A 15,644-nucleotide genomic window follows, 5' to 3' on the forward strand; every position below is an offset into this window, starting at 1 on the left:
ATTGAGGTAAAAACGCTATGGTAAATTACACAATAGAAGATTTGACAGAGGCGCTCCGTGCCATTAATTCTATAATTCACAAGTGCGAAAAAGCACTTGAAAAGTTCCCTGAGGGGAATTCGCATAATACTCTTCTGCGAAACCGATTAAAAGCAATGTATATTTCAAAAATGCTGATAACAGAAGCACTGTCTAAATTGAAGCCATCCCCAGAACCACAAACCCTATCTGACGATGGCTGTAGTTCTGAACTCCTGCTTTCAAATTTGGATAAGCTTCATACCACAGATTTAGGTACTGAAAGGATTCTAAAAAATCTGCATTTAGACACAGCTGATGTGGTGGGATGGTGTCGTGGTAAAATTAAGGCCCCAAAGGCCAGCATCACACGAAAGGGTAAAAACTGGTACATCACCTCGGATAACTGTGAATTTACCATAAATGCACACAGCTACACCATCATCACCGCCCACAGGCGAACTAAAAAACATGACTGTCAATAAAACGACTGTCATGTTTTTAACGTTTTTCCGCATATAGGGCAAAAGCTTGATTTCTCAACAAACCTTGCCCCGCAATACTCACATTCATAGCATTTACCAAGTCTCTTAGCTTCATTTCTTAACTGATAATGCCTATTTACAAGATAATTATCTTGTTTTAATTCAATTGCAACACCGATAATTATGATTAGTAACAAAAACAATATAATTCCCAAAAATAGAATTGCTAATTCCCTATACCTGCATACATAAAGGATAACAGAAAATACACTAAAAACAAAAATAACACGAAATATTTTAATGGCAGGTTCCAACATGTTTAATTTATGTTTCATTGCGCTATTATTCCTGCATATTTAAGTAAATCATACTCATGCATTCTTCTCCCGACTACTTGTAGGCCAAGAGGCAGTCCTTTTGGCGTTTTTCCTATTGGTATTACAATTATAGGGTTTGCGGTAAGTGAAAAAGGTGTCGTGTATCCCATATTCGCTACAGAATAAGGTACTTTTGTATCATCAACTAAAATATCATCATATATTGCCTGATGGCCAAGGGTTTTTACCGGACTTTTATGCAAAAATGCCGCTGTGGCTGTTACAGGGGTCAGTAAAATATCGTATTCTGCCATCAACTTATCGAGTTGGGCAAGACATTCTTCTCTTTTCTCCTCTTCATTTAAATAGTCCTTTAATTTGTTGGACATTTTGGAGCCCGTCATTAACCTGACTATCATTGGAAGTGAGACAGACATATTACCATACAATAGTTTTAAAAAACACTCACGTGATTTTTGAAAATCGAAGTCAGACTGATTAATTTCATTTACCTGATATTTTGCAGACAGCCCTTCAATAAAATCAGTAAAGCACGTGGCATATTCCTTGGATATAGGCAAATCCCCACAGTCTTTTGTATACGCTATTTTTAGCTGACCTGAATTTTGTTTTAACGGAAATATTTTTGATTCATCTGCAATAATTGTAAACAATAGATGCAATTCGCTCAAATCTGAAGCTTGTATCCCAATGCGAAGAATATCTGACATGGTGCTTCCATAAGGCTTTCCCCCGACTATGTTTTCCAGAGGTATAATCCTGTCAGTACCAATCATTCCATAAATACCGCAAAAGTGTGCAGGCACCCGAATCGAACCCATAAAATCATTCCCTATGTCTGCGTCACTGATACCAAGTTTTATTGCAGCTGCTCCACCACCACTGCTGCCTCCGCATGTGTATTCAGGAAAGTCAGGATGATTTGTTCTGCCATATATATCATTAAAGGTTTGCATGTCCATAGCTCCTGCAGGCATATTGGTTTTTCCCAGGATTATAGCACCCTCGTCTCTTAATTTCTTCACTACATCACAATCTTGAGATGGGATATTGTTAATATATTTTTTCATTCCTGCCGTTGCACTTAGTCCCTTCACCTCCAGATTATCCTTAACCGTTATTATAGCACCTGCAAGCTTTCCTGAGGATTTTCCCTCCTTAATGCTGTTATCAAGCTCAGCTGCCTGCTCCAAAACCGCTTTTTTATCGTAACAAATAACAGCATTACAGGATTTATGCCTTTCCAACAGCGAAAGTCTTTCTTTAACAATCTCGAGAACCGTTATCTTTTTTTCTTTAACATTTTTTATCTGCCATATCATTTTTGATTCCAAAAAAAACACCTCCCTTATTCAATTTAATGAATCCGGAGGTATATCGCTATTCATTTCTTGCTATTTTTTGTTGGCACACAGAAATTAATATAAATATCTCCATCCGGCATCCTTTCATAAAATTCCACAAACGGACGGTTGTCAGGCGATAATTTATGCGCCACCATATAAAATCCATAAAGATAATCCATATGTCTAAAAAAATACGTTGCAAAGTCCTTTATACTTCGGTTTATTTTACAGCAAATATACTTTCCGGATGTTTGAAAAACTCTGTAAGCCAAACATTCATCAAGAATATATGATTCTGAAGCAGCACAGGCATAGTACCTGCATGAAGATAAATTTTGCACCTCAGGGGTATCCATGGTAACCCCAAAAATTTTTGTATTTTCTGTTAACCTGTTACTTTCTTTCAGCCATGTAAAAATCATTTCGTAAGCCCTGTTAATCTCAGGATTTTCCCACACTTCCGACAGCCCGTTTACACCAATACAAACAGCCTTTAAATCGGGAAGCACTATTTCATCAAAGTGCTTTTCCAGTTCCGGATCAAATGAAACCTGTTGTATAGGTATTTCTGCAAACGCAACCGGATACTTGCGCTCTTTTGTTTTTTTATACTGAGTCGGCGTACATCCAAAATATTTCTTAAAACTCCTTGCAAATGAACTTGATGATGAGAATCCAAAATCCATAGCAATATTAGTAATATCACCTTCTTCATATAGAAGCCGACTGGCACAGTTGTTTAATCTGCGTTCCAGGATAAACTGATGCAAGCTTTTCCCTGTGACAGAATGGAAAATACGGTGAAAATGGTAAGGTGAAAATCCGGCAATTTTTGATAAAGTATGCAATGATAAATCTGAACAAATATTATGTTCTGTAAATTCCATTACCAACTCAATCTGCTTTTTATATATAAGATTATCTGTATTCACATTAAAGTCTCCTACGTGTATTCATCAAGCTATCTTATGTTTACGAAATGAATTATAGGCAAAGGGTAATAATATAACAGCTAATGTGCCATATAAAACAGGAAGCACTTCATAAGGTGTAACTACTTTTCCTCCGATATCATAAAGTATGTACGTTCTGAATATATTCCACCCTAACAGCATCTGATGTGGTAATATATCAATTATTTTATTCCATACGCTCTCAGTAATCAGGGACTTACCTATTGTAGCAGGAACCATGATAAATATGAATATCAGGATAATTGTTGCAAAGGAAGTTTTTACTTTTGAAGAAAGAAACATTGTCAGGCTGCCAATAAACATACAACCAACATAACCCAAAATCAATACCATCCAAAAAGATTGGATATTCGTAACATGATAAAAACTTTTCCATCCTGAAAAAGATGCTTGAATAGGGCAATCACCACCTTCAACTCCAAATACCGTAAACATAAAGCAGTAAACTACGCCTGCAGTAATCCAATACACAAGTGAAGCTGACAATAATCCGGCAATCAGCTTATATACAATTCCTTTTCTCTTTCCATGCTCAGTGGAAAGTAAAATTGCATCACAGCAGGTTTGATACTCTACAGAGAATATTGGTGCCAACAAAATACAAATAACAAAGGCCAAAGCGAACAAAACTGTTGCGCTCCTCTCCAAAGCGTTCAACCAGCCATCTGCATAGGAATAATTAAATGGTGTAAATAGCGTTTGAGCAGAATTAATCAAATAATTTTTTTCGTTTTTTGTAAGGTAGTCTGCTTCCTGAGAAGTCGCTAATGTTTTTATCTGGCCAACCCGATTTGTATAAAACGTATTTGCTACATCGGGACTCAACCTGTCAATTAAGTAATAATCATATGAATGAACTTCTCCATAAGATAAATTGATGAGCTCACGGATGTCCATAAATCCTTGCTTTCTTGAATATTGCATATTGGAAAGCTTAATGTCTGATTCCTTCATACCTTTGTATTGACTGTTTGAATTGATGGCGCTGTTTTTTGTTATAACTTTTCTCACAGTCTCAGGTGATATAATCCCATTCCACTGCATTTTTTCACTTTTCAGCAGCCGTACTGCCTTAATTCCATTAATATGATTTCCTTCAGCATCAGTATATGAAATCTCTGACAAACAGGAAAACAACATAAATCCCATGCAAATCCCCAGTACTGCCAGACTAATAATTGAACTTTTTTTATAAAATATTTTTTTAAGCTCATATTTCAAAATCTGCAATTTCATTCACCTCACCAAAATAATATATAAATAAATCTTCCAAAGCAGGCTCAACTTGGATTGCAGAATTTGATGGTTTTGTATCTGATATAATTCGGAGTTCGACCTTGTCACCACAATTCTTCTCATTACTGAATAAATAATTGGAACGCAATTCTTTCACCTCTTTGAAATCAGTAAGGCAAGTCCATGTCTTGTCTTTTACTTCTGATAGTAACTTTTCTACATCCCCCTGTGCTATAATACTTCCTTCTTTCATTATAAGAATTTCTTTTGCTGTAGATTCTAAATCTGACACAATATGTGTAGACAATAAAACTATCCTCTCCTCTGCAATATGGCTTATAAGTGTTCGAAAACGTATTCTTTCTTTTGGATCAAGTCCTGCAGTTGGCTCATCCAGAATTAAAATTTCAGGATCATTAAGTACTGCCTGTGCAATTCCCAGCCTTCTCTTCATTCCTCCTGAAAAGGTTTTAATCTTCTTTTTTCTTACTTTTGTCAGCGAGACTACTTCCAGCAGCTCATTTACACGCTTCTTTGCAGTTAAACGTTTTAATCCTTTTAGTGAAGCTATGTATAGCAAATAATCCTCTGCTGAAAACTCCGGATAATATCCAAATTCCTGAGGCAGGTAGCCTATAATTCTTCTATACCTTTCATCCATAGTCCAAATATCTTCCCCATCGTACTGTATTGTTCCACCGGTAGGAGTAATTAAGGTGCACAGCATACGCATGAGTGTTGTCTTCCCTGCACCATTAGCCCCTAAGAGACCGTATACACCTTTTTCCAATGTAAAGCTAGTACCTTTTACAGCTATATTTTCTTTAAAGCTTTTACATAAATCCTTTACTTGCAGCTTCATTTACACACCTCCAAATAACTTCTGCCGGATTCCACAAATCTTTTGCAGGAAAAAATAATATATACTAATGAAAGAATTAAAAGTACACACCAAGTTTTAGTCTGCAGTAATTCATAAACATGATAATCCTTAACCAGTACATACCAAAAGACTGCACCGCCTATACAGCCGCTTGCAGCTACAAGTTCTGAACTTATTCTTCTGATGCATAGTAGGGAAAAGCAGATACAACTATTGAAATTAAAAGGGACAAAGAAATAAATTATAGCTTCATAAGGTGAAAATCCACCTGCTTTCACTGTTATTACAGTTAGTATGGTCGCTAAGATTAAATCAAGCATACCTACCAGTACAATTCGTGAAAAATATATCTTATTCAAATTAAAATATGTTGAATTTTCGATTTCATAGGTTTTAGCAGATATATTTTTCCATAGTTCGGGTATAGAAAATATAATTAGCATAGGAGCATAAATTGCGCAATAGGTTATTTTTTTATCATTCATACCCTCATAAGAGTTCAAAAACCCCAAACTAATAGCAGCCGCAAAAAATACAACAAGCTGCATAAGCCAATATCGTTTACTCAAAGACAGCATTTGCTCAAATAAAAACTCCAGTCCGCTCATGGGTTCAAGCAGCATTTGTCTGTGATACTCCTTTTTAGCAGCATGGATTGTTTCCAGCAGTTTTTTTTCATCATACGCCGGAACTTCATACTTAGCTGCTACTCCACGGTCAATATGTGTATTCATAGAAGTCCTCCTTGTCCAACATTTTTTTAAGCATTTTTTTACTTTCGGAGAGACGATATTTTACTAATGAAATACTTATGCCAAGTATTTCAGAAATTTCTCTTATCTTAAGATTCTGAAAATAATATAAAAGTATTATTTCTCTGAATTCCTCTGGAAGAGCTGACATCTCCTGCTCAATATATAGCTTAAGAACAATTTCCTTTTGGCCTTCCTTTGTATCAGCCATGGATTCTTCAATGTCAATGGCTGACAGGTCCTTACGCTTTTTATACTCATTTTTGCACAAGTTTCCGGCAATAACATATAGATAATTTTTTGCCTTCCCTTTATGACTATAGTTGTTAAAGTGTTTGAATAAATTGATAAATGTCTCCTGTGTAACATCTTCTGCTTGATATTTATCAGATAATTTATAATAACAATACTTATATACTTGTCCATAATATTGCTTAACGAAATCATTGACCGCTGTTTCGTCACCCTGCTTCATTCTTAAAATCAGGAAAAAGTCCTTGTCCACCATTTACCTCCTTTTTTGAAGATTAAAAAGTACTTTTCATTATGTATAACAATTTATTTTTAAAAAAAGTCAGAACAAATAATAATTTTTTCAAATTAATAAAAAGGCTAAGCCAATAGGTCGTTTGCGTTCACCTAAAAACTCTGCCTCTTAATTTATAACTTATACATTAGTACATACTTATTTGTAGTAGTATATATCAAAATTATTCGAATCAAAGTAAACTACTTCCTTATCAGGATATATCTTTATAGCTTGCATGACGCCAGGTATCAGCACACCATTCTTCCCTTTGTAATTTTCATATTTAGCCTTCCAACCTATGGGAGTCATAACTCCATTTATCTCCTCTACCTGTCTTTCATCACTTTCAAAGCCCAATAATCTTCCTTGCTCATCGAAGCTAAATACTCCTTCTCCTTCTACTCCATTATATTTAATCTTTGCTTTTACATGAGTGGAATCAATTTCTTCATATGTTACATAATCGGATAATAATATACTGGGATTTACACCCGCACCCTCTGCCAACCAAGATATCAATCCAGCTTTGTACATTTGTTCATTACTGACATCAAATATTTCAATAGCTTTTCCAAGCATGCCTTTCATTCCACCCACCCTGTCATCAGAGCAATAATCAATACCGTCAAAAGGAACCCCAAACATACTGGATTTACAAAAAGCACTCCTGAAGGGTTTATCACAGAGTAACCATAAATTATATTCCATATCAAGTATAGTACCTTTATTACTGTCAAATACAAACTTTGTGTCGTGAAACACTACATTTACTGCATTATTTTTTTTACTTCCAACCAATCCAATGTACTTGCAGTGCCTTTTAAAGGCTTCAGGTAAACTATCCACTTCAGCTTGAGTGCAAACTTCTTCATTTATCGCAATTTCTGAAATCCGCCTTTTCATATCCTTGTGAAAGGAACTTTCAAACGGAGAATATGGTATATTCCAGTATATTAAAACGATTCCGATTAATACGAAAACAATTCCGATAAAAATTATGATTTTATTTCTCCTTTGTACTTTCATCCGATAACTCCTTATATATTTTTATGTTAAAGAACAAAGCAAATCCGCCTAATGCCACAAAGGACAGAGACTTTGTAACTAATACCGGCATTGCAATTTCAGCTCCTGAAGCAACCTGTAATATGGTTTGTGGAATCATCATGATTCCAACTATAATGCAGGTCTTAAGAAGAATTGCTAAGAGCATTGTCCCCAAGCTTTGTTTCTTCACCAGCAAATACAGGCAAACAAAGCACAAAGGGCTAATGATTCCCATATCTAATACATATGTTATTTCTGTTGTGTAGACCTCTATAAGCGATAATGTTCCTCCACCAATTAATGTTGGAAGAATATCCGGCAACCATGCAACTAAGAGTGCTAGTCCGCTTAAAATCAAAAATGCTTTTAATCCTTTTGTAACTTGAATTGTTTGATTCCATTCTATTTTTTTTATATGCTTGAACATTCCAAATAGAGATACTGAAAATAAAATGATATATGCTATAAATAATCTGTTGTATGTAACTCCAAAGGCAATACTTGCTGCATAATATAAAGCTACCGAGTATACAGAAATCAATTTTAATTCGTCTAGTGAATTACTACTTTGGGGATATTTAATATATGTATATAAAAACATGGGCACCAGTATAAAAAGTATACAAAAATCTGTTCCAATTAAAATAGGTGCCTTAAAATAGCTATCAAACGCATATATCCCATATCCATAAATTGATACTGTTTGACCATATTGATTTGTGAAACTGTGGGCATGAGAGAAATCTATGGACAAGATACCATGAATCGCAGTAACACATAAAAACAGTAATGTAATTACTGCCAACAAATCTTTTCTTTTTGTCATTCTATAATACCTCCAATATTCTTGTCCATTTTCATTAATGTATTTAAGGTAGTCACAAGATCTTCTCTGGGAATGTTTTTATAAAGCTGTGACATGAAAACTATCGTTTTTTCAGGGTTGGAATCTGCCATTCCTTCTAATTTTCCCGTGGACACAAGCAACAATTTCCGTTTGTCCTTGCTGTCCTGTAAAATATTTAAGTACTCTCCTTTGTGTAGATGCTCTGCCATTCTTTTTACATTCTGATAAGAACAACCAATTAGCTCAGCCATTTCTTTTAGTGTAGGTGGTTCTTCAAACATTCCAAGTGCTATCATCAAAAAATGTTGTTTCATTGTAATATCTGTAAACTCTTTGTCACCAATTGTCTGAATTCTGTTTGATAGAGAAAATAGAGTCCCATAAATTGCATATTCTTCACTTATACCTTTTAACTTCATATGTCCCCCGAATACATAACATGTTATGTATTTAATATAGAGCATGTTATATATTATGTCAATATTTAAAAAATTAAATATAACAGTGAACAATGCTGTTGCAAGTGTATTCAAAGCCTGCTCCATAGCGAACTTTCACCGCCTAGCTATGTCCCCGGGTGACACAAAAAAAGAACAGGAGAGATATGATTTATACCTCTTCTGTTCTTTTTGTAATATTATTTCACTTTACTTAAAACTTCTTTGCCTTTTTCATCTAAGATGTATTATTTGTTATCTACGAATAAATCTGGCAATATATTGTATAAATAACGATCCACGCAGGTCCAGTTATGAGCTCCGCCCTTCAAGGTTATGTAATAGAAGTTACCCTTTCTAAGATCTGCTGAATAAACAAACGTATCAGTAAGTTTCTTCATTTCAGCAATTTGGGTATTCATTCCACCGTAAGCTAAATCAGCTGTACCTGTTGCACAGAAGATTCGTATATCATCTTTTGTATAACCCGCTCTTTTAGCGACTTCAGCTAAATACTTAGCTTTGATCTCATCATCGGTTCCTGTGAAATTATATCCTTCTTTCTTTATTGAGTCTATATCCTGCCAGCACCACAAACTAATTGGAACATAGTATTTAAAGTAGTTTATACTGTAAATGTAGTTATACCAAGTGCAGGCTGAACCCATAGAGAATCCGGCAACAGCTCTGTGATTTCTTGCTGCAAGCAAGTCTTTTTCACTGTTGGACTTAGCATATACATTAAATTTTCCTTCGATTGTAGGTATGATATCCTTCACTAATTCATTATGGAAATTCTTAATACGGAACATTCCATCTTCCTTCTGTCTTTCAGGAGTGTATGGAGCTGTATTATACCAAGTAGGAGTAACGATAATCATTGGCTTCATCTTACCGGCAGCAATTAAATTATCAACTGCTCTCATAAGCTCGGAATTCTGACCAACACCGCCAAAAGCAGTATTCTGACTCTCAGCATTACCATGAATCAGGTATAATATATCATATTTCTTAGTTTTATCGTTGGCATCATATCCGTGAGGAAGGTAAACAAGCATATTCTTGTCTAAAGCTTTTGCTTCTTGATCGTAAGTATTTGTTTTGTAGTCAACTTTTACGATAGATCCTCTTATGTTCTCAGGATCTGACATCTTGTATGCCTTTGGTATATCTCTGCACTCTTTTTCATCAAAGGATAAGTCGTTATGTACCAAATTATCAATAGTAGCTTGTAATTTAACGCACAACTCGTCAAATTTTGCTTGTGTTGAAGCTTTATCAGCAATAGCTAATTCTGAATCTTTAATTAGTTTGTCAACTACATTACCGTTAGAATAACGTTGCAGTTCGATATCCTTTGCACTCATAACTAAGGATTTCAAATCATAAAAGTTTGGTTTTGATACTGAATTGAGACCTTTACCGGTTAAAAGCATCTGACCGAACTTTTTAGTATCCTGATAAGCAGTACCAGTGGAATCAAATATATTCATAGTAGCTATTCTTTTATTTCCTGTTGCATCATTAATCTGACCTTCTATACCCATTACCTTACCGTTTGCCGGGATCTCAGATAATGCAACACGTCCTTCGATTACATAACCGCCTGCTACTTTCTTTGCAGCTGAATATAGATTTGTTAAATCACCATGGTCAGTGGATCTTTCATTTTTAAAATTAATTCTAAACTGACTATCATCGCCTTCATATGTTCCGATTCTCTTATTATCTTGGTCTAAGAAAAATTCAACGCTATCTTTTTCATAAACATTACCGGAAGCATCTGAAACGTTAGCATCCTTTACTTCAGCCAGGAAATACACAGCCTTATCATCCCACATCACCTTTATGGTTGCTGTTGTATCCGTACTACCGGAACTTATCTTTGTAAATTTTACAGGTTCAGCTAGCTTCCAAGCATCTTCAATGTCTCCGTCAATACTATCGGGTGAACCATAGTAAGCAACAACTCTTCCGTTGGCATCAAAACCATTTGCATCAACTGTAACTCTTTGAGCCTTTTCATAGCCCAGCGTCTGAGCAAGAGTATTTGTTCCGCCGACAACCGGTGTATCAAGAGTTTCCTTAAGTGCAGTTACCAAATTAGCATTACTTATCTGACCTTTTACAGTACTTATCTTGGTAAGACCCTTTTCAGCCGCAAACTTAATTGTGTTTGCATATGTAAAGTCTTTTCCTGATTTGTAACCTAACGCTTCAAGCATTAGCTTGTAAACCATCTGAGCGGTAGCCGGGCCGTTAGGATCAAATTTGCCTCCGCCTACACCAGTCCATCCTAACTGCGGATTAGCCTTAAGATATGCTAAAATATTTCTTCCGTCTTTCCATGCTAATGAATTAGCATCGGCAAAGTTCTCTTTAGATGAAAATTTAAGAGCCTCAGCATCTAATCCATGCATTTTAAGAATGATTACTGCCACCTGAATTCTTGTAGTTCCTTTTGCAAGGTAATCAGCATTTACACCATTCCCATCGCCTTTGATTAAATTAATTTTTTCCAAATACTGTGCATCAGCATTAGCGTTACCACTAGCAAATGCAGGTACGGAAAGTGTTGCGAGTACACTTATTACCAAGACTATTGCAATTAACTTTTTGAGATTTCTCATACTCTCAAATCCTCCTGATAGAATAAATATTAAGATTACCTTTTATAGCCCTGATTTTCATTGAATATCAAAACTATATAATCTATCTTTAAGCAATTACTCCTAGAGCTCTTCAGAGATTGCCTCAAAGATCCTTCTTCAAGTGTTTCCGCAAAGCCAAACGCAAGTCCTTATTTCTTTATAAAATTCTAATTTTATTTTGCAACTATTACTATTTTTAACTAAATACCATAGCTTTTGAAGTATAAACGCAACATTTTTTAGCTTCTGACTTAATATGATTGTATTTATCATATTGTCAGGAGATTTTTTAAATTTTTTTTATTTCTTGTACCTATTGGAGATTTATATCCGTCATGGGTATAAGAGTTATTTTAGGAATAATTTCACGTATTTTATCCATATTTATACTATCACAAAGTAATTGGAAGCTCATTTTAAAAATCATACTATTTGACCTTGTTACAACAGATAGGCACAGTAAATCGGCATTTATCTAGTATTTACATAAAATATTACATTTAATTAACTATTTTATAAAAGTTCTATTAAAACTTTTTTTCAGCTAAAATATTTATAATATAAATAAATATTGATTTGGTCCACGTACTCTATCAAACTTAATTGATAGTTTGCTATGCCCCTTGTAGCTGTTTCTAATGCATTCTTCAATTTTTCGCATTCTTACTTTGATTTAAAATAATTCCGTTAATAACTGCTAAAACAAGGAGTACAAACAAAAAAGGTAAACGGATATTCTAAAACAGTGAGTAGAATATTTACTCACTGTTAATATGTTATTGTGTAGCCATATATACAAGTAGAACTCAGGAAGTACCAAAATGGTAAATACATTATTTAAGACTAAGGAATAATTTTTTGTCATAAAAACAGCAAAATTTTAAGCAGAAAGACTCAATATTAATTTTTCACTACTTCATGGTCATATTTAAATAAATTCTGGTATAATACATTATCCTCAATTAAGGATTTGTGGGGACCATTAGCTACTACTTGGCCTTCGTCAATTAAAATCACTTCATCGCATTGTTCGATTGATGATATTTTATGACTAATAAAAAGTACAATAGATGATTTAGAAATATCCTGGACAATCTTTACTATCTCTTTTTCTGCTGATCCGTCAAGGTCCGATGTGATTTCGTCTAATAGTATAATAGGGGAATGCCTTATAAGCGCTCTCGCAATATTTAGTTTTTGTTTCTGTCCGCTGGAAAGAAATGACCCGTTTTCACCTAGTTTAGTGTCATAACCGTCCGGCATTTTGTTAATTAAATCTGACAAGCCCACTATCTCACAAACTTCTACTATCTTATCAAACGTGGCAGATGGATTTGCCAACATTATATTCTCTTTTATTGAACTGTTAAATATAAATGGCTCCTTTTGAACAAATGTAATCTGATTTCTTAAAAAACTAATTGTATACTTATCTATTGAATAATCGTTAAAAAGTATTTCACCTTCACTAACATCATAAAACCTCAAAAGCAGTTTAACTAAAGTGCTTTTACCACATCCGTTTTTACCCACTATAGCATAAAAACCAGGCTTATTGATACTTAGGTTGATACCTGCCAAAACATCCTCGTCTATGTATTTAAAACTTAGATCCCTAATAGTTATTCTATCCAAGGTATGCTCGTCTGATATGTTATCAAACGAATAATCTATTTCATCTGGTTCGCTGAGCAGGCTGTTTATTCTATCAATAGATATGCCTATTGATTGAGCATCTAAGTTTAAATTTAACAGCCTAGTAGTAGCATCGAACAGTTTGCTTACATACATACTAAAGGCAACCATATTACCAACACTTAATTTGTCATCTTGGATGAGCAAGCCGGAGAAACATATAATCACTAGGGTAAAACAAAGTGAAACAAAATTGTTTAAAAAGCTCATATTATTACTTAAAAAAACTGACCTTTTTACTAATCTAAAATTCTCTGATAGATATTCTCTAAAGTTGTTAAGCATCTTGTTCTCTATTTGATAAGCCTTAATACCTTTTATATTTGAAAAACTTTCGTTTGTAAATGCATAATATTTATCGGAATATTCCTTTTCTCTTTTTGCTAACGCTTTGTATTTTGATCTGAACAAAATTGTTATCAAACCCGTAATAGGTATAAACAAAATAGAGACAATAGATAACTGAGATGATATCGAAAACACCAGATAAACCGAGATAAAAAAATTAAATAGTATAAGAGCTATACTTGTCGCTACATCAATATAGTAATTAACGACAGTGCTTGCATCAGATTCTAATCTTGAAACAAGTTCACCAACAGAATAAGAATCAAGATTTTTGACCCTCATACAAATGATTTTATTAAAAATTTTTGTTTTAACTTGACTTGAAACTATGAACGATACTACTTGACCCATATAGTTTTCTATTATACTAACAACCAAAGAAAATACAGTGATGACAAAATAAAGAATAACATGGTTTTTTAAAATCGACATATTTCCTGTTGTTATTACGTCAATCATTTTACCATAAATTATTGGCGTAATATTGCTTGATGCTACACCTATAACAATTATCAATAATAGCCATATTATTTTTACAGAATGGGTTTTGAAGTATTGCAAATAGAATATGTAATATTTATTATGTTTTATTTTATGTGGCAACAAAGGAACTCATCTCCTAATTATATATTTTATGACATGAGATTATGTATTTAAAATAAAAATTTGGCGTGCTCACATCGTGATTCGTCTTGCCGCCACGCTGTATACCGCAGCTTTGAGATACCAACCTCTTCAAGGACTTATTCCCAAAGATGAGCCGAACAAGTTAATCCAACCAGCCTTGTCCTCTTTTATTCCCTCATCGGCACTAATAATCTTACAGTACTTCATCCATAGCGAAGGCAATCAATTTATCTTATACATATCTTTACTTCACTCTTCATGGCTTCCAAGAATAGATGGATTTCAGAATAAAAAAGAGGGGAGCGGGGGACACTTCTCCCGCTCCCCTCAGCCATTTTTCAGAGCGTTATCTGGAAGTTCCCTGGCAGGAGCCTGAGCAAGAGCTACTACATCCGGTACAGATGTTAGAGCAGGAGCTTTTGCAAGAAGAGGAACAGCCGGTGCAGCTGGTGCAGACGTTGGTACAACCGCTCTTGCATCCGCCAGAGCATGTGCTACCGCAATTTGCAAATGGGGTAATAGTCAGAGTAGTATTAATTTTACCGTTATACATAATGAATCTCCTTTTTATAGTTTATTTTTTTGTAAATGTACAACTACCATAGCAAGTGCCGGCACATCCTATGCACTTTATCTGGCTCTAAATGCACAACTACCTGTGCAAGTGGCCTGGCAAGTGCCCACACATGTGGATCTACAATTGCCGCCACATTCCGTACAGCAGCCTCGACACGTTCCAGTACAGGTGTTACTGCATGCCGTAGCAGGTGCGATAACGATGTTGCTATTGATCTTGCTAGAATACATATCAGATCCTCCTTTCTCCTTGGGATAGGAACATATTAGGGCGGTATATGTATGCCATTACTAATTACCCAAGCATTATTCATAGTCTCCACCCTCCTTTCACTATAACCAATTATTTGCAAGAAACTCAAAAGCTTCTACAAACCGAGACTTGGCAGTTTCGGATAAATCTAACTATCCTCTACTTTAGCAATATGATTTAAGGTAGTTATTGCAATAAGTATAAGTAAACTGGTTAGACTACCTTAAAAATATGTATCAGCTAAACCCAAAAAGTAGTTTATATCTGAGCCGGCCGAATCATCCGTCTGATTCAGCCACTTTATCCATAAAAATTTCTCTCGATTCAAAGTTGATACTCCAATTGCCACCTTCCCATTGGTACTTCTGGCTAGTGACCTTCCACCACCGATCAAACTGCTTAATGACGACGCCATAATCAGATATGATCTTATTATAGAGAGGTTCATTTTCATTAACATCAACTATCTTCATTAGATTTTCCAATGCACACTTTTTTTCAAACAGGCTCTCAATTTCATTTCTTTCTTCTTCTGTTACGATACCGACTGTTTCAGTCATTTGTATTCCCTCCTTAATGTTTCTAAAATATCTTCTGATTTC

15 protein-coding genes are annotated in these 15,644 nt (G+C 34.8%); 1 reads left to right on the forward strand and 14 read right to left on the reverse strand.

The window, feature by feature from the left end:
• The first annotated feature begins 17 nt into the window (after positions 1–17).
• Positions 18–503, forward strand: coding sequence for a DUF3781 domain-containing protein (locus tag P0092_RS18945; protein ID WP_004620446.1), 486 nt, complete (start codon positions 18–20; stop codon positions 501–503).
• Positions 504–511: 8 nt separating this feature from the next.
• Here the strand turns inward: P0092_RS18945 and P0092_RS18950 are convergent, their stop codons facing one another.
• The 14 genes from P0092_RS18950 to P0092_RS19015 all read right to left on the reverse strand — a co-directional run bounded on the left by P0092_RS18950 (position 512) and on the right by P0092_RS19015 (position 15,602).
• Positions 512–700, reverse strand: coding sequence for a hypothetical protein (locus P0092_RS18950; protein ID WP_276186997.1), 189 nt, complete (start codon positions 698–700; stop codon positions 512–514).
• Between the two features lie 134 nt (positions 701–834).
• On the reverse strand, positions 835–2,184 hold the full coding sequence (locus P0092_RS18955) for an amidase (RefSeq protein ID WP_276186998.1): 1,350 nt from the start codon (positions 2,182–2,184) through the stop codon (positions 835–837).
• Between the two features lie 41 nt (positions 2,185–2,225).
• Positions 2,226–3,119: an AraC family transcriptional regulator gene (locus P0092_RS18960; protein ID WP_004620441.1), complete on the reverse strand. Its 894-nt coding sequence runs from the start codon at positions 3,117–3,119 to the stop codon at positions 2,226–2,228.
• A gap of 24 nt (positions 3,120–3,143) precedes the next feature.
• The gene (locus tag P0092_RS18965; RefSeq protein WP_276186999.1) at positions 3,144–4,397 is read right to left on the reverse strand and encodes an ABC transporter permease subunit; all 1,254 of its coding nucleotides are present in this window, start codon (positions 4,395–4,397) and stop codon (positions 3,144–3,146) included.
• Positions 4,372–5,259 carry an ABC transporter ATP-binding protein gene (locus P0092_RS18970; RefSeq protein ID WP_004620437.1) on the reverse strand — a complete coding sequence of 296 codons (888 nt, stop codon included), beginning with the start codon at positions 5,257–5,259 and terminating at the stop codon, positions 4,372–4,374. The genes P0092_RS18965 and P0092_RS18970 overlap by 26 nt, the downstream gene beginning before the upstream one ends.
• Positions 5,256–6,014, reverse strand: a complete 759-nt coding sequence (locus P0092_RS18975; protein WP_004620434.1) for a hypothetical protein — start codon at positions 6,012–6,014, stop codon at positions 5,256–5,258. Before P0092_RS18975 ends, P0092_RS18970 begins: the two co-directional genes overlap by 4 nt.
• Positions 5,998–6,540 carry an RNA polymerase sigma factor gene (locus P0092_RS18980; RefSeq protein ID WP_276187000.1) on the reverse strand — a complete coding sequence of 181 codons (543 nt, stop codon included), beginning with the start codon at positions 6,538–6,540 and terminating at the stop codon, positions 5,998–6,000. The genes P0092_RS18975 and P0092_RS18980 overlap by 17 nt, the downstream gene beginning before the upstream one ends.
• Before the next feature lie 177 nt (positions 6,541–6,717).
• Positions 6,718–7,587: a DUF6544 family protein gene (locus tag P0092_RS18985; RefSeq protein ID WP_004620431.1), complete on the reverse strand. Its 870-nt coding sequence runs from the start codon at positions 7,585–7,587 to the stop codon at positions 6,718–6,720.
• Positions 7,565–8,434 (reverse strand): hypothetical protein, encoded by an 870-nt coding sequence (locus P0092_RS18990; RefSeq protein WP_004620429.1) that lies wholly within the window; start codon positions 8,432–8,434, stop codon positions 7,565–7,567. Before P0092_RS18990 ends, P0092_RS18985 begins: the two co-directional genes overlap by 23 nt.
• Positions 8,431–8,988, reverse strand: coding sequence for a MarR family winged helix-turn-helix transcriptional regulator (locus P0092_RS18995; RefSeq protein WP_242831774.1), 558 nt, complete (start codon positions 8,986–8,988; stop codon positions 8,431–8,433). The genes P0092_RS18990 and P0092_RS18995 overlap by 4 nt, the downstream gene beginning before the upstream one ends.
• Positions 8,989–9,140: 152 nt before the next feature.
• A complete protein-coding gene (locus P0092_RS19000; protein ID WP_004620424.1) occupies positions 9,141–11,522 on the reverse strand; it encodes a sugar-binding protein in 2,382 nt (793 codons plus the stop codon).
• A 921-nt stretch (positions 11,523–12,443) separates the two neighbouring features.
• Positions 12,444–14,192, reverse strand: coding sequence for an ABC transporter ATP-binding protein (locus P0092_RS19005; protein WP_004620423.1), 1,749 nt, complete (start codon positions 14,190–14,192; stop codon positions 12,444–12,446).
• Between the two features lie 348 nt (positions 14,193–14,540).
• The gene (locus P0092_RS19010; protein ID WP_040759108.1) at positions 14,541–14,723 is read right to left on the reverse strand and encodes a hypothetical protein; all 183 of its coding nucleotides are present in this window, start codon (positions 14,721–14,723) and stop codon (positions 14,541–14,543) included.
• Positions 14,724–15,320: 597 nt separating this feature from the next.
• Positions 15,321–15,602 carry a CXXX repeat peptide modification system protein gene (locus tag P0092_RS19015; protein WP_004620420.1) on the reverse strand — a complete coding sequence of 94 codons (282 nt, stop codon included), beginning with the start codon at positions 15,600–15,602 and terminating at the stop codon, positions 15,321–15,323.
• Between the last annotated feature and the right edge of the window lie 42 nt (positions 15,603–15,644).

The sequence above is a fragment of the Ruminiclostridium papyrosolvens DSM 2782 genome (assembly GCF_029318685.1).
Lineage (GTDB): Bacteria > Bacillota > Clostridia > Acetivibrionales > DSM-1351 > Ruminiclostridium > Ruminiclostridium papyrosolvens.

Bases quoted from the DNA above. Each gene is read 5' to 3' on its own strand.
- P0092_RS18970 (WP_004620437.1), bottom strand. From the start codon at position 5,259: ATGAAGCTGCAAGTAAAGGATTTATGTAAAAGCTTTAAAGAAAATATA.
- P0092_RS18980 (WP_276187000.1), bottom strand. From the start codon at position 6,540: ATGGTGGACAAGGACTTTTTCCTGATTTTAAGAATGAAGCAGGGTGAC.
- P0092_RS18985 (WP_004620431.1), bottom strand. From the start codon at position 7,587: ATGAAAGTACAAAGGAGAAATAAAATCATAATTTTTATCGGAATTGTT.
- P0092_RS18990 (WP_004620429.1), bottom strand. From the start codon at position 8,434: ATGACAAAAAGAAAAGATTTGTTGGCAGTAATTACATTACTGTTTTTA.
- P0092_RS18975 (WP_004620434.1), bottom strand. From the start codon at position 6,014: ATGAATACACATATTGACCGTGGAGTAGCAGCTAAGTATGAAGTTCCG.
- P0092_RS18965 (WP_276186999.1), bottom strand. From the start codon at position 4,397: ATGAAATTGCAGATTTTGAAATATGAGCTTAAAAAAATATTTTATAAA.
- P0092_RS19015 (WP_004620420.1), bottom strand. From the start codon at position 15,602: ATGACTGAAACAGTCGGTATCGTAACAGAAGAAGAAAGAAATGAAATT.
- P0092_RS18945 (WP_004620446.1), top strand. From the start codon at position 18: ATGGTAAATTACACAATAGAAGATTTGACAGAGGCGCTCCGTGCCATT.
- P0092_RS19000 (WP_004620424.1), bottom strand. From the start codon at position 11,522: ATGAGAAATCTCAAAAAGTTAATTGCAATAGTCTTGGTAATAAGTGTA.